Here is a 24,390-nt window from a genome sequence, read left to right as displayed (position 1 = left end):
CCCATTGGCCGCTGCCGTTTGTGCTGCCCGATACGGTCCTGCTGGGCACTCACTTCGATACCAAGCAATTGGCCAGCGATGATTTCCAGCGCAGCGCTATCGAGCCGCCCGCGAGCATCCAGCGTTCGGTGGCCAAGCGTCAGGCCGAGTTTCTTGCCGGGCGGATTTGCGCTCGGGCCGCGTTGCAACAGCTGGAAGGGCTGAGCTTCATTCCGGCCATTGGTGAGGACCGCGCACCGGTGTGGCCAGCGCATATCAGCGGTTCGATCACCCACAGCACCGGCCGGGCCGCGGCGATTGTCGCGAACAAGGTCCATTGGCGCGGTTTGGGGATGGACCTGGAAAACCTGCTCGACGCAGAACGGGCCGAACGCCTGGCCGGAGAGATTCTCACCGGGCCTGAGTTGCAGCGCATGGCCGCCGGGGCTCGCGATCAGTTGGCGATGGTGGTGACGCTGACGTTTTCGGTGAAGGAAAGCCTGTTCAAGGCGCTCTACCCGATCGTCCAAAAGCGCTTCTATTTCGAACACGCCGAAGTGCTGGAGTGGAGCGAGGGCGGTGAAGTGCGGTTGCGGTTGCTGACCGACCTGTCCAGTGAGTGGCGCAGCGGCACCGAACTGGACGCGCAGTTTGCGGTGATGGATGGGCAGTTGTTGAGTCTGGTCAGTATCAAGGCCTGAAGCCCCTTGTCACGTGCCCAACCTCAACGCCGTTCCTGATTCCTCGGCCAGCTCAAACTGAAACACGCCCCGCCCAGGCTTTTGCTCTTGCTGATCAGCGCTCGCCCGTCGTGCCAATGGATGATCCGCCGCACAATCGACAACCCCAGCCCATGCCCACCCGAGGCGCGGGTGCGGCTGTCGTCGAGGCGCAGGAACGGGGTGAAGATTTTCTCCCATGCGGTTTCCGGCACACCCGGCCCGTCATCCTCGACATCCACCCGACAGCGCTGCTGCCCCACCTGATAGCTGACGGTCACCCGTGAATGGGCATGGCGCATGGCGTTGCTCACCAGATTCTGCAGCGCCCGGTGCAGGTAACGCGGCTCTGCCTCGACCCAGGCGCCGTCGCAATCGGCGGCCGACAGGCACAAGCCGCGCTGTACGGTGACCTCAGCGCGCAACGGTGCCAATTCCTCGATCACTTGATTGACCAGCGCATCCAGATCGATCCGCTGGAAATTCAGCGCCGGCGAGCCCTGCTCCAGCCGCGCATAAGTGAGCATCTCGTCGACCAGCCGATCGAGGTCTTCGATATCGTGGTCCATGCCCTCACGGTATTTCTCCAGCGCTTGCGGCGTGGTGGCCGAGCCGATCATCTCCAGGCCAAAACGCAAGCGCGCCACCGGTGTGCGCAATTCGTGGGACACGGCACGCACCAGTTCTCGCTGAATCGCCAACAATTGCTGCAAGTGCTCAGCCATGCCGTTGAACGCCGAGGCCAGGCGCCCTACCGAGTCCGCGCCGCGTGCCGGTACGCGGGTTTCCAGGCTGCCCTTGGCAATGCGTGTAGCGGCGGCTTCGAGGCCGCGCAAACGGCGCTCCAGTTGCCGCACCAACAGATAGACAATCAAACCAATCAGACTCAGGCCAAGGGCCGCGATCAGCACCAGCCACTCGGGCGGGTAAGGATTCATCTGATACAGCGGACCGATTTCCAGCACCCACGGCGTACCGACCATGCCGGCAAACACCCGGATCGAATCGCCGCCCTTGCCCAACGCCATCACTGTGTCGCCTTCAGACACGCGGCGGCTCTGGTCTTCGTCCATGTCGGCCTCATCAACCGTCACCAGCCGCAGATCGAAGCCGAAACCCTTATCTTCCTTTAACTGCTCCAGACGCTTGGGCTGCTCGGCCACCGGGTAGCGCACCAGTTCATCGGCCAGCAGGTAGATGGTCGCCCGCGCCAGTTGCTCGCTGATCTGCTGGACTTCACCGGTGAGCACCAGTTGTTCCTTGTCGCTGACCAGGCGATAAACCTTCGCCGCATGCGGACCGGTCTGCTCCACCAGGGCCTGGCCGTGCAACACGCGGGTGCGCTGGGTCAGGTCGAGGTCGGTCTGGGGGAACGTCTTCAGCGCCAGCGGAATCCCGAGCAAGCGCTCCCACAACAACAACGCCCGATGGCGCTCGGTTTCGTTCATCGGTTGCAGGTTATCGGCCATCAGCGAGAAGGTGCCGTGGGCCAGGCGCTCGCGGTACTGCTCGCTGCGCACCTGGTTAAGCAGGTGCAACGCCAGCACGCCGAGTACGGCCACCAGAATCAGCGCCGCGCACATGCCGCCATAAATACGCAGGAAGATCGAGTTCACAGGGTGCAGGCTTCCGGCACGAACAAATAGCCTTTGCTGCGGACGGTCTTGATCAGCCGCGGATGCTCCGGGTCATCGCCGATCTTGGGGCGGATGCGCGAGATGCGCACGTCGATGGAGCGGTCCTGGCCGTCATAACCGATACCGCGCAGCGCGGTGAATATTTCTTCGCGGGACAGAATGCGCCCGGCATTGGCCACCAGCAGCCAGAGCAAATCGAACTCGGCGCTGGTCAATTCGATGCCTTTGTCATGCAGCCAGGCTTCGCGCAATGCATTGTCCACCACCAACGGGCCGAACTGCAGGCGCCGGAGTTTTTCCGGGGCCACCTCCGGGGCTTCGCTGCGGCGCAGCAGGGCTTGAATACGCGCGAGCAATAAACGTGGACGCACCGGTTTGCAGACGTAGTCGTCGGCGCCCAGGTCCAGGCCAAGAATCTGATCGGTGTCATCGGTGCGCGCGGTGAGCATCAGGATCGGCCCGTCATAGCGGTCGCGAATCTTGCGGCAAATGCTCAAGCCATCTTCGCCGGGGAGCATCAGGTCGAGAATCACCAGGTCCGGTTTCTCCTTGATGATGCGTGCTGCGGCCAGGGCGCCATTACCCTCGATCGATACTCGCAGGCCATTGGCTTCCAGGTAATCGCGGGTCAGTTCGGCCAGACGCTGGTCGTCCTCGACAATCAATACCTGCCAGGCTTCTTGCTCCACGATGACCTCTGCTTGCCAACACCATCAATAAGGAAGGATCCACCCGTCTTTTTGTAATGATTGGGGAGGATAAGAATGCATCTGCATGGGCCGATTGTATAAACGCCGCACGTCTGGAACACAAGCCGGTAAATGCGTTCGGACACGACGGTTTTTTGTGATAGGGTTCGCGCCCTTAAAAATCCGGATGACTGTTTTCTGTCGCTGAAAATCAGTGAAAAATGATCGGCTCCAGCTAGGTCGCGGCCTACACGCCTGTTCCCTCTTTCACACACAATTTACGCACAGGTTTATCCACAGGTAGTACGTTGCAACACCCTCCAAAACGCATTATCTTGTACCTCGGCGCAAAAAAAACCCTACATGTAGGGTTTTACGCCAAAAACCAAACACAAACCGGACACCGATTTCAAGCGCTTTTATTGCCTCTTTCCGGTTGAACCAAACGTATTTTCGAAAGACCAAACCGCGTGTGCGGATGGCTACTGTTTTTAAGCCCGAAACGGCGATAACGGTACGGGTGTTGCAGTCATTTACTGCCACTCAAAACGGAATTCGGTTTCAGGCCCAAGGCGTGACACCAAAGACTTCGGCATGGAAGCGGCGCCCAATAGCCCCCTTCCTGATCTGTCCCGAAGTTGGTATGCCCGGCCCTCGCCGGTTGTAGTGCTTCAGGACAGAACGGTGGGCACCGTGATGGTGCCCAAACAAACATAGAGAATGTGGAGATACCCCCCCATGCAAACCGACACAACTCGCGAGAACCCGCAGGGCACCTTGCCGCAGGCCACCGATTCGAATTCGGATCTGTCCGCCACCGCGCCTGGCCAACTGCGCGTGATCAAGCGTAACGGCACTGTCGTCCCTTACACCGATGACAAGATCACCGTCGCCATCACCAAAGCGTTTCTCGCAGTTGAGGGCGGCACCGCTGCCGCTTCGTCGCGAATCCACGACACCGTTGCCCGCCTGACCGAACAAGTCACCGCGACTTTCAAGCGTCGCATGCCTTCGGGCGGCACCATCCACATCGAAGAAATCCAGGACCAGGTCGAACTGGCCCTGATGCGTGCCGGCGAGCAGAAAGTCGCCCGCGACTATGTGATCTACCGTGACTCCCGCGCCAAAGAGCGCGCAGCGCACTCCCCTGCCGAAGAAGCCGTCAACGCTCACCCATCGATCCGCATCACCCGCGCCGATGGCAGCCTCGCACCGCTGGACATGGGTCGTCTGAACACCATCGTTACCGAAGCGTGCGAAGGCCTGGAAGAAGTCGACGGCGAGCTGATCCAGCGCGAAACCCTGAAAAACCTGTACGACGGCGTGGCCCTGACCGACGTCAACACCGCCCTGGTGATGACCGCCCGTACGCTGGTCGAGCGTGAGCCGAACTACTCGTTCGTGACCGCCCGCCTGCTGATGGACACCCTGCGTGCCGAAGGCCTGGGCTTCCTCGGTGTCGCCGACAGCGCGACCCACCACGAAATGGTCGACCTGTATGCCAAGGCACTGCCTGCGTACATCGCCAAAGGTATCGAATTCGAATTGCTGAACCCGGTTCTGGCGTCCTTCGACCTGGAAAAACTCGGCAAGGCGATCAACCACGAGCGCGATCAGCAGTTCACGTACCTGGGCCTGCAAACCCTGTACGACCGTTACTTCATCCACAAGGACGGTATCCGCTTCGAACTGCCACAGATTTTCTTCATGCGCGTGGCCATGGGCCTGGCGATCGAAGAGAAGCAGAAAGAAGACCGTGCGATCGAGTTCTACAACCTGTTGTCGTCCTTCGACTACATGTCCTCGACCCCGACCCTGTTCAACGCCGGCACCCTGCGTCCACAGCTGTCGAGCTGCTACCTGACCACCGTGCCGGATGACCTGTCGGGCATCTACCACGCGATCCACGACAACGCCATGTTGTCGAAATTCGCAGGCGGCCTGGGCAACGACTGGACTCCGGTTCGGGCGCTGGGTTCGTACATCAAGGGCACCAACGGCAAATCCCAGGGCGTCGTGCCGTTCCTGAAAGTGGTGAACGACACCGCCGTCGCCGTTAACCAGGGTGGCAAGCGCAAAGGCGCTGTCTGTGCCTACCTGGAAACCTGGCACATGGACATCGAAGAGTTCATCGAACTGCGCAAGAACACCGGTGATGACCGTCGTCGTACCCACGACATGAACACCGCCAACTGGATCCCTGACCTGTTCATGAAGCGTGTCTTCGATGACGGCAAGTGGACCCTGTTCTCGCCGTCCGAAGTACCGGACCTGCACGACCTGACCGGCAAGGCCTTCGAAGAGCGCTACGAGTACTACGAAGCCCTGACCGAGTACCCGGGCAAGGTCAAGCTGTTCAAGACCATCCAGGCCAAAGACCTGTGGCGCAAAATGCTGTCCATGCTGTTTGAAACCGGCCACCCATGGCTGACCTTCAAAGACCCGTGCAACCTGCGCAGCCCGCAGCAGCACGTGGGCGTGGTTCACAGCTCGAACCTGTGCACCGAGATCACCTTGAACACCAACAAGGACGAGATCGCTGTTTGCAACCTGGGCTCGATCAACCTGCCGAACCACATCGTCGACGGCAAGCTGGACACCGCCAAGCTGCAACGCACCGTGAACACCGCCGTGCGCATGCTCGATAACGTGATCGACATCAACTACTACTCGGTGCCGCAAGCGAAGAACTCCAACTTCAAGCACCGTCCGGTTGGTCTGGGCATCATGGGCTTCCAGGACGCTCTGTACCTGCAGCACATCCCTTACGGTTCCGACGCTGCCGTCGAATTCGCCGACAAGTCGATGGAAGCGGTCAGCTACTACGCGATCCAGGCTTCCTGCGACCTGGCTGACGAGCGTGGCGCCTACGAGACGTTCCAGGGTTCGCTGTGGTCCAAAGGCATCCTGCCGCTGGATTCGCAACAGATCCTGATCGAGCAGCGTGGCCAGAAGTACATCGACGTTGACCTGAACGAAACCCTGGACTGGGCACCGGTTCGCGCCCGTGTGCAGAAAGGCATTCGTAACTCCAACATCATGGCCATCGCACCGACCGCAACCATCGCCAACATCACTGGCGTGTCACAGTCGATCGAACCGACCTACCAGAACCTCTATGTGAAGTCGAACCTGTCCGGCGAATTCACCGTGATCAACCCGTACCTGGTTCGCGACCTGAAGGCTCGCGGCCTGTGGGACTCGGTCATGATCAACGACCTGAAGTACTACGACGGTTCGGTGCAGCAGATCGAGCGCATCCCGCAAGAACTCAAAGAGCTCTACGCGACTGCCTTCGAAGTGGACACCAAGTGGATCGTCGACGCCGCCAGCCGTCGTCAGAAGTGGATCGACCAGGCTCAGTCGCTGAACCTGTACATCGCCGGCGCTTCGGGCAAGAAACTGGACGTGACCTACCGCATGGCCTGGTACCGTGGTCTGAAAACCACTTACTACCTCCGTGCCCTGGCCGCGACCAGCACCGAGAAGTCGACCATCAACACCGGTAAGCTGAACGCTGTTTCCAGCGGCGGCAACCACGGTGACGACTCGGTCCTGGCAGCCCCAGCCGGTCCAGCTCCAGTGCCGAAGGCTTGTGCCATCGACGAGCCGGATTGCGAAGCTTGCCAATAAGCTGAGCCGGTAGGCGCTCCAGGGCGCTTACCTGAAACCCCCGATGAGCCTCTGGCTGGTCGGGGGTTTTCTTTTGCCTGCTTTTAAGGTCAGAAGATCGCAGCCTCGTTTCACTCGACAGCTCCTACAGGAAATCCCGCGCCCCTTGTAGGAGCTGTCGAGTGAAACGAGGCTGCGATCTCTTGATCTTGATTCTGCAAGACAAAAAAAACCCCTCGTGAGAGGGGTTCTTTATGCAGCGCTATACAGCATCAGGTCATCTGAATGATGGTCTGCATGATGGTGCTCTGGGTGGAGATGGTCTTGGCGTTCGCTTGGTAGTTGCTCTGCGCCTTGATCAAATCAACCAGCTCGTTGGTCAGGTTGACGTTGGACTCTTCCAGCGAGTTGGACACGACCGAACCCAGGGTACCGGTTTTCGGCGCATCGACACCGGCCACGCCGGAAGCGAAGGTTTCTTTCCAGCGCGTACCGCCAATTGGCTGCAAGCCTTGCTCGTTGGCGAAGCTCGCCACAGCCACCTGGCCGATGGCCTTGGTTTGCTGGTTGCTGAAGTTGGCGGTCATGACGCCGCTGGCGTCGATGGTCAGGCTGGAGATCTGGCCGGTGGCGTAGCCGTCCTGGTATTGGGCGGTACGGGCGGTTGGCGAGTTGTAAGAGGTGGTCAGCGCCATGTTGAACGCGATACCGCCAGTGGCAGCGACGGAACCGTTCGGGCCCCAGGTCACAGGAATCGTTGCGGCGTTGGTAATGGCACCTGGCACCCAACCGGTCATGGTCAACGTGTTACCAGTCTGGGTCCAGCCGGCACCCGCCGTCAGCGTGTTAATGCTGCCGTCGGAGTTGAAAGTGATGTCAGCAGTGATCGCCACTGGAGGCGTGGTTGCAGGGTTGGCCGGGGAGCGACCGTCCATGTAGGTATAGACACGCCAGGCGTTGGTACCCGTTTTCACGTAGTACTGGTCCATGGTGTGCTCGTTACCCTGGCTGTCGTAGACCTTGGTGGAGATGGTCTTGTTATAGCTGTTGGTATCGGTCGGGCTGAACGGGGCCACGGTCGGCGTGGTTTCCGCCGAGTTCAGGTTCATCGTCTGATCAACCTTGGTAGTCGGATTCGGCTTCAGGCTCGAGGTATCGATCTTCAAGTCAGTCAACACACCGTTGATGATCTTGCCATTGGAATCGACGCCATAACCCTGCAAGCGGTTGCCGTTGTTATCGACCACATAGTTTTGAGCGTCGGTCTTGAACGCACCGGCACGGGTGTAGCTCAGGGAACCGTTGTCGCTGAGGATGAAGAAGCCGTTGCCCTGGATACCCATGTCCAGCACGTTGCCGGTGTTGTTCACATCACCCTGGCTGAACTGCTGGGAAACGTTGGCCAGGCGCACGCCGTTACCGATGGTCTTGCTGCCGGTACCCAGGCGAGTGGCCGAGTACACGTCTTCGAATTCTGCACGGGACGATTTGAAACCGGTGGTCGCGACGTTGGCGATGTTGTTGCCGGTCACGTCCAGTTGTTTGTTGGCCGCATAGAGACCGCTAAGGCCGATATTGAAAGACATATTCCACTCCTTTGTGCCGTGTTAGTCGGCTCTATAGACCAATGGTTTGCACTTTGGACAGGGCAACGCTGCCCAGGCCTGCCAGGTTCAGCATCAACTCACCGCCGGTCTGGCTGATGGTCACGCTGTTGACCGTTGCCGGCAGGTAAGTAATCAGTGAGGTGTTCTTGCCGTCGATGGTGCTGGTTGCGCCGAAGGTGTAAGTACCCGCCGGTGCCACCGCGCCCGAACTGTCCTTGCCGTCCCAAATGAAGCTGGCATTGCCGGCGTTTTGACTACCCAGGTCGAGGGTGCGGATGACCGTGCCTGCCGAGTTGGTGATCTTCACGGTGGCTGCGGAAACCGATGTCGGCACCACGACGGTACCGTTGAGGCTCTTGGAGGTGTCGACCACGGCCTTGTCGGTCTGCGCGATGACCGAGCGGCCCACCAGCGAAGAAGCCTGCAAGGCTTGCGACGAGTTGTAGTTGCCGGCAATGCCGCTGACGGTCTGGTTCAGCGTGGTGATGCCTTCCAGACTACTGAACTGCGCCAACTGGGCTACGAACGCGCTGTTGTCCTGAGGATCGAGCGGGTTCTGGTTTTTCAGCTGGGTGACCAGCAGTTGCAGGAACGCATCCTTGCCCAATGCCTTGCTGCCGGTGGCACTGCTGGTCGCCGCGGAAAGACCATCACTGGTGGTCGTGGTCTTGACCGAAGAGTTGGCCAGGACATCCTTGAGACTTACGCCGCTGGTGGTATCGGTAACACTCATCGAAAGTCGCCCCTTATCACTGACCGAGGGTCAGGACCTTCTGCATCATGGTTTTGGCGGTGTTCATCATTTCGGCGTTGGTCTGGAACGAACGGCTCGCGGAAATCATGTCGGCCATCTCTTCGACGACGTTGACGTTCGGGTAGTAGACGTAGCCCTTGGCATCGGCGGCCGGATGATTCGGCTCGTAGCGCGCTTCAAGGTTGCTCTGGTCTTCGACCACACCCAGCACTTGCACGCCTTGACCGGCCGCGTCCTGGTTCTGGAACAGCGAATCGCTGCCGCCGCTCTGGCCACCCTGGAACATGGTGGCGAACACCGGGTGACGGGCGCGGTAGGTCTGGTCGATGCTCGACGAAACAGTCTCGGCGTTGGCGATGTTACTGGCGACGGTGTTCAAGCGAGTGGTCTGGGCACTCATGCCGCTACCGGCAATGTTGAAAACACTGGACAGGGACATGAATTACTCTCCGCGCAGGGCTGACACCAGCCCTTTGAATTTACTGTTGAGCAGGGTGAAGCTGGCCTGGAAGTTGACCGCGTTTTCCGCGTAGTTCGACTGTTCCAGTTGGGCGTCCACGGTGTTCTGGTCGATCGACGGTTGCATCGGCGTGCGATACATCAGCGACTCGTCGCCATTGCCCAGGCCTTCAGCTTCGATGTGACGGCTGTTGGTCATGCTCAAGGCGAACTTGCCGTTTTTGGTTTTCTCGTTTTGCTCGGCGAGCACTTTCGAGAAGTCCAGATCCCGAGCCTTGTAGTTCGGGGTGTCGGCGTTGGCGATGTTGTTGGCCAGGACTTCGGCACGCTGAGCGCGGAAGCCCAGGGCTTGTTCGTGGATACCGAGCGCTTTATCGAAGCTGATGCTCATGTCGGGAAACCTTCGGGTGACCTGATTTTTCGTAACGTGAACATAGCAAGCGGCGTGCCAATTCAAAAAAGCCCGTAAACCGGGGCTTTGCGAGCAGTGACGAGGCGGCAATGCCAGAAAAGCGGCAACCGATTTCCGCCGCCTGCCGCTTTTCTGCCGCTTTCCTACATTGCGACACGCCCCCTGTAGGAGCTGCCGAACGCGGCCCGAGCCTTCGGCAGCTCCTACGTGATGCAAAAGCGCCTGGCATAAAAAAGGAGCCCCGAAGGGCTCCCGTTTTTATGCCTGGCGCTTTTTGCATCACTTCGCCTTGTAAATGATCCCCGGGCTGCACTGGACCATCTGGTAATGGTCCGGCAAACCGTTCAGCGCTTCGGACGCGCCAAGGAACAGATAACCGCCCGGCTTGAGCGTGCTGTGAATGCGCAACAGGATGTCTTTCTTCACCTCGGCGGAGAAGTAGATCAGCACGTTGCGGCAGAACACGATGTCAAACTTGCCCAGGCTTGCGTAGCTGTCCAGCAAGTTGAACGAGCGAAACTCCACCCGACTCTTGATTGGTGCCTTGATGGCCCAGCGCCCCGGCCCCTTGGGGTCGAAGTAACGCTGAAGGCGCTCGGGCGACAGACCGCGACCGATGGCCAGGCTGTCGTATTCACCGGTCTTGCAGTTGGTCAGCATGCTGCCGGACAGGTCGGTGGCAACGATCTGCACACCCATCTTCAACTGGCCCATGTTGACCCGTTCGAACTCATCGATGGACATCGACAGCGAATACGGTTCCTGACCCGACGAACACGCCGCCGACCAGATCCGCAGGCGCTGACCGGGGCTGGCCTTGATCGCTTCAGGCAATACCTTGTTCTTCAAGACTTCAAACGGATAGGTGTCACGAAACCACAGGGTTTCGTTGGTGGTCATGGCATCCACCACCATCTCGCGCAAACCGCTGCGCGGCTGGGTCTGGATGCGCTGAACCAGCTCACCCAACGATTTGATGCCCTGCTGTTCCATCAGTTTGTTGAGACGGCTCGAGACCAGATATTGCTTGTTTTCACCGAGCAAAATGCCACAGGCTTTTTCCAGGAATACCCGGAACTGTTCGAAATCCAAATTACCCGTAGACAAAGATACCGCCTCTTAAATCGTGTTGACCGCCAGGGGCAGAAGGCCTCTAGCTGTTATCTGCTGCTTTGATCCGGTCGACTACCCGGGATGCCAGGTCATCAGGACGGAACTTGGCCAGGAAGTCATCGGCACCGACCTTCTTGACCATCGCCTGATTGAACACACCCGACAACGAAGTATGCAGGATGATATGGAGCTTTTGCATGCGCGGGTCGTTGCGGATCTCGGCCGTCAGGGTGTACCCATCCATCTCCGGCATCTCGATGTCGGAGATCATCATCAGGAACTCTTCTTCCGGCTTCTTGCCCTCGTCGACCAGCTTGCGCAGGTAATCCAGCGCTTGCCGACCATCGTTCAACGCCACCACTTCGACACCGATCGTTTGCAGGCAACGGGTCACCTGCTTGCGCGCCACCGACGAGTCGTCGACCGTCAATACGCGCAAGGAGAGCGCCTTGTGCTGGGTTTCAACATCGACCACGCCCACCGAAATCGCTTCCGGCGTCGGCGCCACTTCCGCCAGCACCTTCTCGACGTCGATGATTTCGACTAACTGGTTGTCGACCCGAGTCACAGCCGTCAGGTAGTGATCGCGCCCCGTGCCCTTGGGTGGCGGATGAATCTCCTCCCAGTTCATGTTGACGATGCGCTCCACCGACCGAACCAGGAAACCCTGGGTCTTGGTGTTGTACTCCGTGATGATCACGAAGGGATTGCTCTGGTCCAGCAACCGACCGGCACCGGTCGCCATCGCCAGATCCAGGATCGGAATGGTTGCCCCCCGAATATTCGCCACACCGCACACGACAGGACTGGACTTGGGCATCAGGGTCAGCTTGGGGCATTGCAGCACCTCGCGAACCTTGAACACGTTGATCCCATACAGCTGCTGGCCGTCGAGACGGAACAACAACAGCTCAAGGCGATTCTGCCCTACCAGTTGCGTGCGCTGGTTCACCGAATCCATTACACCAGCCATGCCCAGACTCCTACACCAACGCTAAGTGTGTTGCGACGCACATTCATCACGAAACGGCACGGCGCTTGCTTTTTAACTCTTATGAACACAGAACCGACATTTTTCCGACACCTGACATCAACCTGCCGCAGATTGCTCTGCGCGATGTCGGCCGCTTGCCTGTTCAACGCTGGCAGCCCTGCCCTTGCTGATACGGTTACCTTGCCTGACATGCTTATCGGCGTCACCCAGGGCTTTCTTGAATTCACCGTAGAGGACTATCTGGCCACCAGTCAAACGCAAGGTCGCTACGAAATCCAGGTCAACCAGCTCGATCCGCGCCTGCGCATGCCTATGTGCGACAAGGAATTGACAGCCACCCTCGAGAGCCCGGCAAGGCCTCTGGGACGGGTCACGGTCAAGGTTCGCTGCGAGGGCGCCTCGCCCTGGACGGTCTTCGTGCCCGCTCAAGTGAAGCTGTTTCGCGACATTGTGACGACCACTCGTCCGCTCAAGCGCACAGGGATTATCGAACCTCAGGACGTAACCCTGCGCGAGCGTGATATCAGCCTGATAAATCAGGGTTTTCTGACTTCCGTCGATCAGGCGATCGGGCAAAAACTTACCCGACCAATGGTCGCCGATCAGATCATTACGCTGGTACATCTCGAACAGGCGGAAGTGGTTCGCAAGGGCGACCAGGTGGTGATTACTGCCCGCAGTGGTACGCTCAGTGTGCGCATGCCGGGTGAAGCGCTGTCCAACGGCGGCCTGAGCGAACAGATTCGCGTGAAGAACCTTAACTCCCAGCGGGTCATCAAGGCGCAAGTCACAGCGCCCGGCCAGGTGGAAGTGGCCATGTAAGGGCTCTGGGTGTGTGAAGTGATGGCGCACCGCCTGGCGGTTGCCTAAACTGTGCCGCATGCAGGGCATGCGCTGGCGCATGCAAGCTCATTGATAAATGGGCCTAAAGTTTTTCGGGGAATCGCCGAAAACATGGCAAGCGTCCAAATATCCAGAGGTTTATTGTCATGGTCATCGATTTCAGTCGTTTAAACAGCTCCTCGTCACTTACGGGCAGTACGCGTACCAGCACCGCCAAGGAAACCGCCGAAGCCGGCCAATCCGCGCCGCTGAATACCCCGGCCGAACAGGCCAGTACCACCAAAAGCGGGGAATCGGTACACCTCAGCAATGAGGCTCAACAGTTGCAGAAGGTCACTGACAAGCTGCGCGATCAGCCTGCCGTCGACAACGCCCGTGTGGCCGAGTTGAAAGCAGCGATTGCCGATGGCAGCTATAAAGTCGACAGCAACCGTGTAGCCAGCAAACTGCTCAACTTCGAAGCCCAGCGCTAGGCCACGGCCCGCGCCAGGCTTTTGGACGCTTAAAACCCAAGGCCAGCCATGCACGACACTCATTTACTGCAACTGATCATCGACGACTTTGCCCCGGCGCAACAACTGCTGGAGCTGCTGCAAACCGAGTCCCTCGCCTTGCACGGTCGCGACATGCCACTGCTCGAAGAAATCCTGGCGCATAAACAGGCATTGATCATTCTGCTCGAACAGCATGGCCGCAAGCGCAGTGAAATCCTCGCCAGCCTCAACCTGCCAACCAACCGCCAGGGCCTGGAGCAACTCGCCAGCCAGTCGAGCATTGGCGAACGGTTGCTGGAACAGAGCGACGTGCTGACCGACCTCCTGGCCCAGTGCCAGGCCGCCAATGTCAACAATGGCCAGTCGATTCTGGTGCAGCAGGCCGCCACGGCCAACCAGCTGAAAATCCTCACCGGCGGCGAGCCGCCAGCGCTCTACGATGCCCGCGGATCAACCTCCAAGCTCGCCAAGCCACGCCCGCTCAGTCAGGCTTGAGCCTTTCAATGAGCACGCCCTATCAAGACGCGAAACATGCTGGCAGAATGCCGGCCAGTAGTCATATTTGTCTGGAGATTGATACCTCGTGTCCAATGCCTTAAGCGCGGAAGATGCTCCGCAGCCACCCAAGGTGCTCACCACGCCCCTGGAAATCTCCGGCAACCTGCGTCAGCTGCAAGACAGCCATGACCCGCTGATTATCACGTTCCACGAGCGCAGCCAGCGCTTCCAGAGTTATCTGGTGGACGTCGACCGTGACAGCAAGATGATCGCCCTGGACGAAATGATCCCGCGCGACGGCGAACGCTTTCTGCTGGCCGGCGAACCGTTCAAGGTCGAAGGCTTCCACGACGGCGTGCGCATCGCCTGGGAAAGCAATGGCCCGCTGACCATCGACGAGTCCGGTGATGGCCGCTGCTACCGGGGCGCGCTGCCCGATGAGGTGGTTTACCACCAGCGCCGCAATGCTTTTCGCGCTGCGTTGAAGCTGGCACAACTGGTCAATGTCGAGCTGGGCGGTGAGAAACTCAAGTCACCCCTCGGCGGCAAACTGTTGGACATCTCCGCCACCGGCTGCAAGTTGCGCTTCGAAGGCGACATTACCGCCAAGCTGCAATTGGGCCAGGTCTACGACCGCTTCATCGCCGCCCTGCCCTTCGGCAGCATGACGGCACCGGTGGAGCTGCGTTACCTGCACTTTGAAGAAAAGATCAACACCACCTTCGCCGGCGTGCGTTTTCACAACATGAGCGGCCTGGTGCAACGGCAGGTCGAGCGGTTCGTCTATCAGCTTCAGCGTGAAGCGCGGCGCTTCGATAAAGACGATTTCTGATACGCCCCGCCAATAAAAAACGGGCAGTCCCTTGCGGGGGCTGCCCGTTTTTTTATGCCTTGATCAAGGCCGCGCTTCGGTAAAACTTTGCTCGCGACCTGCGTCCGGGTCTTCTGAATCCGAAACTGGTTCAGGTTCTGGTTCGGACTCGGCATCCGGATTGACATCAGACTCCGGGTTGACCGGGTTCTGCATCTGATCCTGCACCACCTGCTCATCGACACGCGGGTCAAGGCACGCCACCAGTGGCGAACTCGACATGCTGTCGGGCATGGCCACGTGATGCAGCGGAGCATCGTCCACCTGATGCAGATTGGTCACTGCTTTCGGGCGGATTCGCCACACCAGCACCAGCGCGAAGAAGCTGAAAAAGGCATAGAGCATGTGACTGCCGAACAACTTCATCAGCACCCCGGCCACCAGCGGTCCGACACTCGCGCCGACACCGTAGGTCACCAGCAACATGGCCGTCAGCGACACCCGGCGATCACCCTCGACGTGGTCGTTGGAGAACGCCACCGCCAGCGGGTACAGGCAGAACTGCACCAACGAACAGAGGAACCCGGCGATGAACAGCACCTCCAGCGGTACCTGCTGCATGATCGCCAGCGGCAACGCGGCCAGCGCCAGGCTAAACGCAAAACTGCGGATCAATACCGCCCGGTCATAACGATCCGATAGCCATCCCAACGGCCACTGCACCACCAGGCCTGCAAAAATGCAGCTGCCCATGAACAGACCGACCTGCTCGGTGGACAATCCTTGCTGGGAGGCATACAGAGGCGCCAGGCCGTAGAACGAACCGACGATCAATCCCGCCCCCAACACCGTGCTCAGTGACTGCGGCACGCGTTTGATGAAGAAGCGCGGCTCCATCGGCGCCGGGTGCAAAGGTGCCGGGTGAATCCGCCGGGTCAGGGCCACTGGCACCAGACACAGGGCGAAACACAGTGCGACCAGCATCAGCAGTTCCAGGCCCAGGCCCGGGTGCATGACCAGAATCAGCTGACCCAACACCAGCCCCAGGTACGAAGCGATCATGTAGCCGCTGAACACCACGCCACGCTGCTTGGCTTCTGCCTGCTCATTGAGCCAGCTTTCGATCACCATGTACTGGCACATCATGCCCAGGCCGACGATCACCCGCAGGAACAGCCACGCGGGCAGCCAGTCCACCAGGCCATGGCCCAGCACCGCCGCACCGACGATCCCGGCGCAGGCTGAATAAGCTCGAATATGCCCGACCCGGGCAATCAGCCGATGGCCGATCTTGCCGCCCAGCACCAGGCCGAAATAGTTGGCCGCCATCAATGCGCCGACCCACAGGCTGTCGACCTTATCGGCCGCCAGGCGCAGGGCAAGGTAAGTACTCAACAGGCCCGAGCCGATCAACATCATCAGCGAGGCGAAATAAAGTCCTCGAAAGGATTTCAGGATTTGGCGCATTGGCGTTCCGAGCGGCTCCTTGCAGTGAGTATCGGGCTATCGACAACGATAGCCCGATGGCGACAGGTCGTCAGGCCTGGGCTGCTAGAACACGCCGTTCCCAGGGAGTAATTTCATCGAGGAAGCTGGTCAACTCCAGGGTCTTCGAAGCGATGTAGCCTTCGATGAACTCCTTGCCGAACAGTTCCTTCGCCAATTGGCTACGTTTCAGACGTTCAAGAGCGGCATGCAAGGTACACGGCAACGCAAGATTATCCGGCACCACGAATTCGCCCCGGACCGCTTCGCTCGGTTCCAGTTTGTTTTCGATGCCATACAGCCCCGACGCCAGGCTCGCGGCGATCGCCAGATACGGGTTGGCGTCAGCCCCTGGCAGGCGGTTTTCGACCCGACGAGCGACCGGTGAACTGGCCGGAATGCGCAGGCCGGCCGCGCGGTTATCATGGGACCAGCAGGCATTATTGGGCGATGCAAAAGGATGGCACAGGCGCTGATAAGAGTTCACGTTCGGCGCAAACAGCGCGGTGAAATCCGCCAGGCCGGCCTGTTGGCCGCCGATGAAATGACGGAAGGTCGCGGTCGGCTCACCGGCCTTGTCGCTGAACACGTTACGCCCGCTGTCGATCTCGACGACGCTCTGGTGAATATGCATCGAACTGCCCGGCGTGTGAGCCAACGGCTTGGCCATGCAGACCACGGTCAGGCCATGCTTGAGCGCCACTTCCTTGAGCAGATGCTTGAACAGCAAGGTCTGGTCGGCCAGCAGCAGCGGATCGCCGTGCAGCAGGTTGATCTCGAACTGGCTGACACCCATCTCGTGCATGAAGGTATCGCGCGGCAAGCCCAGCGCCGCCATGCCTGCGTAGACTTCAGTGAAGAACGGCCGCAAGCCGTTATTGGAGCTGATGCTGAATGCCGAATGACCATCCTCGCGACGACCGTCCAGGCCCACTGGCGGCTGGAAGGGTTGCGTCGGGTCAGGGTTGGGCGCGAACACAAAGAATTCCAGCTCGGTCGCCACGACCGGCGCCAGACCGAGGGCGGCGTAGCGAGCGATCACCGCCTTGAGTTGGCCGCGAGTCGACAGGTGCGAGCTCTCGCCGGTCAGCTCCTGCGCATCGCATATGGCCAGTGCCCGAGGGTGCGAACTCCAGGGTAAGCGATGGATCTGCCCCGGATCAGGCACCAGCGCCAGGTCGCCATCATCGCTGCCGTAAAAGTGCGCGGGCGGATAGCCGCCCATGATGCATTGCAGCAGCACTCCCCGTGCCATCTGCAAACGCCGCCCCTCAAGAAATCCTTCAGCGGTCATTACCTTGCCGCGTGGCACGCCGTTCAGGTCCGGCGTGACACATTCAATCTCATCAATGCCCGTCAATCGCTGCGCGAGTGAGCGATGGCCATCGGTTGTCATGACGCAATCCTTGTTGTTGTACGAGCCGCGAACGGCGACCCGTACAAAATAGGCTCCAGCTGTTCGGAATATCAAGCAGCGTCAAACAAAAAGGCGCAATCCTGTGAGGAACATGTCGTTCAGGGGAGATAGAGGCTGAACACGCCGCCACCCAATGGCCCGCCGTTACTGATTTCGGTACGTCCGCCCACACCATCACGCTGATGCAAGGCGGCAATCCGCCCGGCGAAGTACAAACCAAGGCCGGTGCTGCCACTGCTGTGGTTGATGCCCTGCACATAGTCGGCCTGACGCTCGATCATCTCGGGTGGATACCCCTCGCCATCGTCGTTGATGGTCAGCACCAATTGCCCGGCCTCATCGCTGACGCTGATCAACAAGGCATGCCGGGCGTAACGGATGGCGTTGTTGATGCTGTTGGCGAGCACCGAGGCAATCAGCTCCCGATCGAAGAAACCCAGCGGGCTTAACGGGTCCACTTCATAGGTCGCGATAATGCCGCGGCTGGCGAACACTTCTTGATGAGCCGCCAGTTGCGCCTCAATGAAGTCATCCAGCTCATGGTAGGCCGGCTGCAACGGCATCTGGTTGACGCCCAGCTTGTACAGCCCCAGCAACTGCACCAGCATGCCATTGAGGTGGGCGAACTCGAAGTCGATGACGCCCTGCTCCGGGGTGTGCTGCTCAGGATCGGGTAAGCGTGCCAGCCATTGGCTGTGCGCCTGCATCAGCATGGCCAGAGAGTTCTTCATGTCGTGCACGGTGGAGGCAATCACCGTGGAGAAGTCGAGTGACGGTTCGCTGTCGATCATTCGCCGAACGCCTTGATTTTCAGTTTCTGGTAGCGCGGATAACGCGCATCGGTATCGGGCATCAGGCCGACCGTTTTCAGGCAGGCCCGGCACTCTTCCAGCTCGGCCGACGGCACGCTGGTGTCGGTGCCATGCAGCAGCGACTGCGCCATGTTCAGGGCAATACTGATGTTCTTCGGTTGCAGCGCCAGGGCTTTGCGGAACACCTCCCGGGCTTCCACCAGGTTGCCGGTCTTGTACACCCGCACGCCCTGACGGTTGAGGTCGGCGGCGGCGTTGCCCGAGTTGAGGATGGTCGGGTCGTCGGTCAGCTTGGCGATGCCCTTCATCACGGTCGGATCGTCGCCGTAGATTTCCGCACAGTTTTTCAACATCGAAGCACCGGCACTCGCCTGCCCCAGCATTTGCAGCTGCTTGGCCACCAGCAGCGCCGCTTCGGCGCTCATGAACTGTTCCATGCCATCGAGGCGCATCATCGCTTGCTCGGTGAGCTTCTCGGCGGTCTCGGCATCGTTGAGCAACAGGCTGGTGGCCTTCATCAAACGCGCGCGAATCTGCAGGCCCGGGTCTGACGGGTTCTCCTTCGCCACCGCACTCAGCGTCGTGTTGATTTCCAGTCGGGTTCGAGTGTCCAGGCCCTTTTCCGAGCCTTTGCTGATCAAGGCATGGGCCAGGCCGAGGTTGCTTTCCGCATCCTTGAAACGTGACTGCGCCCCTTGGTTAACGGCCTGGCGATAGGCTTTGGAGGCAGTGTCAAAGTCTTCGTTGGCCATTGCCAACTTGCCTAGCAACGCTTGCCGACGCACCGCCAGCGGCGACAGGCGAATAGCCTCTTCCAATACTTTCTGCGCCGCTTTGGTGTCGCCTTCGGCGACCAGCACATCGGCCATGCCATCGTAGAGGGCCGGCATCATCGGGAAGACTTTCAAGGCTTTTTCGTAAATGCCCTTGGCCTGGCTGACCTGCCCGCGCTTGAACAGCAATTGGCCCAATCCGGCAAATGCCCAGGGCAAAGGCCGATCCGCAATGATGCTGTCGTAAAGACGCTCCAGCGCTTCGTTCTGGTTCAGGTCGCGCAACGCATCGGCGCGGTAACGCAGGCACAGCGGCGAATATCGAATGTCCTGTTTGCACAGGGCGATGCAGGCATTGAGCACTTCAACCGGTTTGCCCCGGTCAAGCGCTTGCAGGATCGGTTTGAGCAAGGTCTTGCGCTGTTCCAGTCGCTCCAGGCGCTGGGCCAGACCGGAGCGGTTGAACGGTTTGGTCAGGTAAGCGTCGGGCTCATGCTCCAGCGCGCTGAGCACCATGGCCTGGCTGGTTTCGGCGGTGACCATGACAAACACACTTTCATGGCTGATCAGCTTCTCGATCATCAGGTCTTCGAGCACCTGCTGACCGTTCTTCTTGCCATCGCCCAGGTGGAAGTCCTGCAGGATGAAGTCGTAGGACTTCTGCGAGCACATGCGCAGCGCCTGCTCACCGGTATCGGCGGTGTCGACGTCCTTGACGCCCAACTCCCGCAGCATGGACCTGACGGAACTGCGGAAATCCGAGAAATCATCGACGATCAAAAAGCTTTTTTGGTGATACGACAGCATCGAAGATTTCCAGGCAATTTAAGGAAGAACAACCTAAAGGCAACGACTGCGAGTTCAGCTTGACGGCCCTTTTGGCGCGCAGATGATAGCGGGAGGCCATCGGCTATCAAGCAATTTCGCACAAAACCGTGATGACGATTGCCAGCCGCCAGTGACGAAAATCACAACGACCGTTCGGGTTATCGGCCAGTAGTCGTATTCCCTTGAAGCGGCGGGCGTGCAATCGCGTATTTGGCTGTCATGACAGGCTTTCAATGTAGGTCGTCGTGTGGTTCGAGCATGAAATTCCCCGCCAGAGGAATGCCCTGGCGGGGCTTTTTTAACCGCTTACGTTTCAATTTGAGGGTGTCCCAGCACTGGAATTACGCAGCCAGCCCTTGCTGCATAAGGGTTTCAGCTCATCTGAGGCGCACCACTGTTGAGTGCCTGCGGCCACTTCGCCAAAAACAGATCGACGTAATATTGACACCAAAACATCCACTTGTCGGAATATTGGCACATCGTACTGTTACCTTCGTTTAACACCTTTACAAAGCCTGACCCCACAACTAAACACCTATCAAACTGATATCAGGAAAGGCCGTATCCCTGAGTCAGTGCTGGACCAAAACACGGCCTCACCCAGCCATCACTTCAGGAGTCCCTGCGATATGGGTGCTCTCAGATTACTGCGCGCCAAGCGCAGCGCAGCCCCAGGCTTGGGCCCACGTTCGCCCGACCGCTCCTGCGATTCGCTCCTCAAGTGCGGCGAACTTTTTCACCCCCGCGACACCAGCGTCCCTCTGCCCGCAGAGCCTATTGCGTCGGGCCCGGACGGCCGACGATGTCCGGCGACCGCCTCGCACCGCTCCTGAACACCCTGAGCGGCACAAGCACGGGACTTCGTCCTGTTAGCAGTTTCCCTGGCGATTCCAATAAAAAAAGCATTCTCGGGAGAAAGACATGGCTACCACCACAACGACCAGCGGCGGCACCGTTACTTCGTTTTCCAATACACCGCAGGCACAGGACGACATTTTCACTACAGGTGTCATTGGCACGAGCAACGCGACCATCACTGAAGACTTGCTGGGGGTCGTATATCTGGACGTCATGTCCAATGACCTGGGCGGCAACGCAAAGACACTCTGGTCACTCGATAACGCGACCAGTCTTTCTACTGCCACCAAGGTTTATGCGCCGGCCGATCTGCTGGTCCAGGACACGTGCAGAATCGAGGCGACGAGTACCGACACCAGCCTCAATGGGGCAAAAATCTGGATTACATCGGATGGCAAAGTCGGCTACGACGCCGCTACGTTGTCGACTGAGTTCAAGGCGCAACTTCAGGCGCTTGCTGCCGGAGCGTCCCTGGCAGACAGCTTTACGTATGCGATTCGTCTCGGCAATGGCACGCTCAGCTGGGCCACTGCGCAGGTGCAATTCGCAGGTGTGAATGACTGCGTGACGATGAGCCTCGGTGCACAGGCCGGCACCGTAACCGAAGATGCAACTACGACGCCGAGCACGACCGACTCGCTGAGCACGACGGGTACGATTGCGTTTAACGATGTCGACCTGAGCGACACACATACCGCCTCATGCGTGGCAGCGGCAGGTAACACCACAGCGCTGGGCAACTTCGCCCTTGCCTCTGTGATTGAAGCGGCCAATGCGGCCAACGGCACCGTTAACTGGACTTACACCGTGAATAATGCGGCAGCCCAGTCCCTGGCCCAAGGTCAGACGGCTACCGAAACTTATGTGGTCACCGTCAATGACGGGCATGGTTCGTCGACAACGCAGAATGTGACGATCACCATCACCGGCACCAACGACCAGGTGCACATCACCAGCGGCGTGCAGACCGGCGATGCCAAGGAAGACAGTGGCGACTACGCTGCCAACGGCAGCATCACCTTCACCGACGCCGACCTGCTCGACACCCACAGCGTCACCGTCACGCCGGGCGCTTCCGGCTATCTGGGCAGCTTCACCACAGATCCACTGCACGACAGCACCGGCACCGGCAGCGGTTCGCTGGGCTGGCACTTCGCGGTAGACAACGCCGCCGTGCAGTTCCTGGGCGAAGGCCAGACCCTCACCCAGACCTATAACGTGGCGATCGGCGACGGCACGGTACAGACCGTGACCATCACCATTACCGGCACCAACGACCGGCCGACGCTGACGATTGCCGACACCACCGGCGCAATGAGCGAAGGCAACGGATCGGCCACACTGAGCGACAGCGGCGCACTGAGCTTTGCCGATGCGGACAACATCGACGTGGTGACTGTGTCACACACCTCCAACGGCAACATCGCCTGGAGCGGCGGTACGCTCAACGCGGGCGTGGCTTCGGCACTGGTGGCCGGCTTCTCGGTCGATCAGAACAGCTGGGACTACAGCACCAGCCAGAACCTCGACTTCCTCGGCGCGGGTGAAACCATCACCTTCTCGTACAAGGTGGTCGCTACCGACAACAGCGGCGCAGCTAACGCTGTCTCGGCAACGCAGACTGTCACCATCACCATTACCGGCAGCAACGACGCGCCGGTGCTCAGCTTCGCAACGGGCAACGATGCCGGCGCCGTGAAGGAAGACACCACCCTCAGCGTCAGCGGCCAGTTCAGCTCGAGCGACATCGATCACAATGCCACCGCCACCTGGAGCATTGCCGGGTCCAATACCGGCACCTATGGTTCGATCGCCGTGGACGGCACCGGTCAATGGACCTACACCCTGGCCAACGGCACCGATGGCGTTGCCAGTGCGGTGCAGTCACTGAAGGCCGGCGAGAGTCACAACGAAGTGTTCAGCGTGCAGGTCAGCGATGGCCTCGGCGGCGTCGCCACCCATCTGGTCACCGTCACCGTCACCGGTAGCAACGACGCGCCGGTGCTCAGTTTCGCCAGCGGCAACGATGCCGGCAACGTGCAGGAGGACACCACCCTCAGCGTCAGTGGCCAGTTCAGCTCGAGCGACATCGATCATGCGGCCACCGCCACTTGGAGCATTGCCGGGTCCAATACCGGCACTTATGGCTCGATCGCCGTCGACAGCACGGGCCAATGGACTTACACCCTGGCCAACGGCACCAATGGCGTTGCCAGTGCGGTGCAATCGTTGCAGGCCGGCGAGACTCATAACGAAGTCTTCACCATCCAGGTCAGCGATGGCCTGGGCGGCGTCGACACCCAGCAGGTGACCGTCACTGTCACCGGCAGCAACGACGCCCCGGTGCTCAGCTTCGCGTCGGGCAACGATGCCGGCAACGTGCAGGAGGACACCACCCTCAGCGTCAGTGGCCAATTCAGCTCGAGCGACATCGACCACAATGCCACCGCCACCTGGAGCATTGCCGGGTCCAATACCGGCACTTATGGCTCGATCGCCGTCGACAGCAGCGGTCAATGGACCTACACCCTGGCCAACGGTACCGATGGCGTCGCCAGTGCGGTGCAATCACTGAAGGTTGGCGAGACTCACAACGAAGTATTCAGTGTGCAGGTCAGCGACGGCCTCGGCGGCGTCGCCACCCAGCAGGTGACCGTCACCGTCACCGGCAGCAATGACGCACCGGTACTCAGTTTCGCCAGCGGCAACGATGCCGGCACCGTGCAGGAGGACAGCACCCTCAGCGTCAGTGGCCAGTTCAGCTCGAGCGACATCGATCACGATGCCACCGCCACCTGGAGCATCGCCGGGTCCAATACCGGCAGCTATGGCTCAATCGCCGTCGACAGCACTGGCCAGTGGACTTACACCCTGGCCAACGGCACCAATGGCGTCGCCAGTGCCGTTCAGTCACTGCAGGCCGGCGAGACTCACAACGAAGTGTTCACCATCCAGGTCAGCGATGGCCTGGGTGGCGTCGACACCCAGCTGGTGACCGTCACCGTCACCGGCAGCAACGATGCGCCGGTGCTCAGTTTTGCGTCGGGCAACGAGCTGGGTGCGGTGCAGGAGGACAGCACCCTCAGCGTCAGCGGCCAGTTCAGCTCGACCGACATCGACCATGCAGCCACTGCCACCTGGTCCATCAATGGCTCGGCAACCGGCACCTACGGCTCGATCGCCGTCGACAGCAGCGGCCAATGGACCTACACCCTGGCCAACGGCACCGATGGCGTCGCCAGTGCCGTGCAATCGTTGCAGGCCGGCGAGAGCCATAACGAAGTGTTCACCATCCAGGTCAGCGATGGCCTCGGCGGTGTCGACACCCAGCAGGTGACTGTCACCGTCACCGGCAGCAACGATGCGCCAGTACTCAGTTTCGCCAGCGGCAACGAGCTTGGCGCGGTGCAGGAAGATACCACCCTCAGCGTCAGCGGCCAGTTCAACTCGAGCGACATCGATCACGCGGCCACCGCCACCTGGTCGATCAATGGTTCGGCAACCGGCACCTACGGCTCGATCGCCGTCGACAGCAGCGGTCAATGGACCTACACCCTGGCCAACGGCAGCGACGGCGTCGCCAGTGCCGTGCAATC

Annotated in this window: 19 protein-coding genes; 7 read left to right on the top strand and 12 right to left on the bottom strand. The window is 59.8% G+C overall.

The window, feature by feature from the left end; translation table 11 throughout:
• Positions 1–680, top strand: a 680-nt coding sequence (locus ACCC96_RS28545; protein WP_413697548.1) for a 4'-phosphopantetheinyl transferase family protein, incomplete at its 5' end; no start/stop codon positions are given.
• A 23-nt stretch (positions 681–703) separates the two neighbouring features.
• On the opposite strand, the gene ACCC96_RS28540 is transcribed toward ACCC96_RS28545, so the two are convergent.
• Together ACCC96_RS28540 and ACCC96_RS28535 are read right to left on the bottom strand one after the other, a co-directional pair.
• A complete protein-coding gene (locus ACCC96_RS28540) occupies positions 704–2,314 on the bottom strand; it encodes an ATP-binding protein (RefSeq protein WP_413697547.1) in 1,611 nt (536 codons plus the stop codon).
• Positions 2,311–3,024 carry a response regulator gene (locus ACCC96_RS28535; protein ID WP_019650367.1) on the bottom strand — a complete coding sequence of 238 codons (714 nt, stop codon included), beginning with the start codon at positions 3,022–3,024 and terminating at the stop codon, positions 2,311–2,313. Before ACCC96_RS28535 ends, ACCC96_RS28540 begins: the two co-directional genes overlap by 4 nt.
• A gap of 738 nt (positions 3,025–3,762) precedes the next feature.
• Between ACCC96_RS28535 and ACCC96_RS28530 the strand changes: the two genes are divergently transcribed.
• Positions 3,763–6,657 carry a ribonucleoside-diphosphate reductase subunit alpha gene (locus ACCC96_RS28530; RefSeq protein ID WP_028938897.1) on the top strand — a complete coding sequence of 965 codons (2,895 nt, stop codon included), beginning with the start codon at positions 3,763–3,765 and terminating at the stop codon, positions 6,655–6,657.
• A 251-nt stretch (positions 6,658–6,908) separates the two neighbouring features.
• On the opposite strand, the gene flgE is transcribed toward ACCC96_RS28530, so the two are convergent.
• The 6 genes from flgE to ACCC96_RS28500 form a co-directional block, all read right to left on the bottom strand.
• Positions 6,909–8,222, bottom strand: coding sequence for a flagellar hook protein FlgE (flgE, locus tag ACCC96_RS28525; RefSeq protein WP_413697546.1), 1,314 nt, complete (start codon positions 8,220–8,222; stop codon positions 6,909–6,911).
• Between the two features lie 31 nt (positions 8,223–8,253).
• Complete coding sequence (gene flgD, locus ACCC96_RS28520) at positions 8,254–8,976, bottom strand: flagellar hook assembly protein FlgD (protein WP_019650364.1); 723 nt, start codon at positions 8,974–8,976, stop codon at positions 8,254–8,256.
• A gap of 16 nt (positions 8,977–8,992) precedes the next feature.
• Positions 8,993–9,436, bottom strand: coding sequence for a flagellar basal body rod protein FlgC (gene flgC / locus ACCC96_RS28515; RefSeq protein ID WP_007937507.1), 444 nt, complete (start codon positions 9,434–9,436; stop codon positions 8,993–8,995).
• Between the two features lie 3 nt (positions 9,437–9,439).
• The gene (gene flgB / locus ACCC96_RS28510; RefSeq protein ID WP_007937506.1) at positions 9,440–9,847 is read right to left on the bottom strand and encodes a flagellar basal body rod protein FlgB; all 408 of its coding nucleotides are present in this window, start codon (positions 9,845–9,847) and stop codon (positions 9,440–9,442) included.
• Between the two features lie 300 nt (positions 9,848–10,147).
• A complete protein-coding gene (gene cheR / locus ACCC96_RS28505; RefSeq protein ID WP_019582906.1) occupies positions 10,148–10,975 on the bottom strand; it encodes a protein-glutamate O-methyltransferase CheR in 828 nt (275 codons plus the stop codon).
• A gap of 46 nt (positions 10,976–11,021) precedes the next feature.
• Positions 11,022–11,954 (bottom strand): chemotaxis protein CheV, encoded by a 933-nt coding sequence (locus ACCC96_RS28500; protein WP_019650363.1) that lies wholly within the window; start codon positions 11,952–11,954, stop codon positions 11,022–11,024.
• An 81-nt stretch (positions 11,955–12,035) separates the two neighbouring features.
• Here ACCC96_RS28500 and flgA point away from each other — a divergent pair, with 81 nt between their 5' ends.
• From flgA to ACCC96_RS28480, 4 genes are all read left to right on the top strand, one after another.
• A complete protein-coding gene (gene flgA / locus ACCC96_RS28495; protein ID WP_026286438.1) occupies positions 12,036–12,797 on the top strand; it encodes a flagellar basal body P-ring formation chaperone FlgA in 762 nt (253 codons plus the stop codon).
• Between the two features lie 167 nt (positions 12,798–12,964).
• Positions 12,965–13,291, top strand: a complete 327-nt coding sequence (gene flgM / locus ACCC96_RS28490) for a flagellar biosynthesis anti-sigma factor FlgM (RefSeq protein WP_007937499.1) — start codon at positions 12,965–12,967, stop codon at positions 13,289–13,291.
• Positions 13,292–13,339: 48 nt separating this feature from the next.
• Positions 13,340–13,807, top strand: coding sequence for a flagella synthesis protein FlgN (locus ACCC96_RS28485; protein WP_007937492.1), 468 nt, complete (start codon positions 13,340–13,342; stop codon positions 13,805–13,807).
• A gap of 88 nt (positions 13,808–13,895) precedes the next feature.
• Positions 13,896–14,642 (top strand): flagellar brake protein, encoded by a 747-nt coding sequence (locus ACCC96_RS28480; protein WP_230174709.1) that lies wholly within the window; start codon positions 13,896–13,898, stop codon positions 14,640–14,642.
• A 63-nt stretch (positions 14,643–14,705) separates the two neighbouring features.
• On the opposite strand, the gene ACCC96_RS28475 is transcribed toward ACCC96_RS28480, so the two are convergent.
• The 4 genes from ACCC96_RS28475 to ACCC96_RS28460 all read right to left on the bottom strand — a co-directional run bounded on the left by ACCC96_RS28475 (position 14,706) and on the right by ACCC96_RS28460 (position 19,915).
• Complete coding sequence (locus ACCC96_RS28475; protein WP_413697545.1) at positions 14,706–16,088, bottom strand: MFS transporter; 1,383 nt, start codon at positions 16,086–16,088, stop codon at positions 14,706–14,708.
• Positions 16,089–16,158: 70 nt separating this feature from the next.
• The gene (locus ACCC96_RS28470; protein WP_413697549.1) at positions 16,159–17,400 is read right to left on the bottom strand and encodes a glutamine synthetase family protein; all 1,242 of its coding nucleotides are present in this window, start codon (positions 17,398–17,400) and stop codon (positions 16,159–16,161) included.
• A 221-nt stretch (positions 17,401–17,621) separates the two neighbouring features.
• Positions 17,622–18,314, bottom strand: coding sequence for a sensor histidine kinase (locus ACCC96_RS28465; RefSeq protein WP_413697544.1), 693 nt, complete (start codon positions 18,312–18,314; stop codon positions 17,622–17,624).
• Entirely contained in the window at positions 18,311–19,915 is a 1,605-nt protein-coding gene (locus ACCC96_RS28460; protein WP_019650359.1) for a tetratricopeptide repeat-containing response regulator, read from the bottom strand. The genes ACCC96_RS28465 and ACCC96_RS28460 overlap by 4 nt, the downstream gene beginning before the upstream one ends.
• Positions 19,916–20,857: 942 nt before the next feature.
• Between ACCC96_RS28460 and ACCC96_RS28455 the strand changes: the two genes are divergently transcribed.
• Positions 20,858–24,390, top strand: a 3,533-nt coding sequence (locus ACCC96_RS28455) for a beta strand repeat-containing protein (protein WP_413697543.1), incomplete at its 3' end; no start/stop codon positions are given.

The sequence above is a fragment of the Pseudomonas sp. Pseusp11 genome, from assembly GCF_047304405.1.
Lineage (GTDB): Bacteria > Pseudomonadota > Gammaproteobacteria > Pseudomonadales > Pseudomonadaceae > Aquipseudomonas.
Note: the sequence above shows the minus strand (reverse complement) of the source record. Positions and strands in the feature narration are given on the sequence as shown.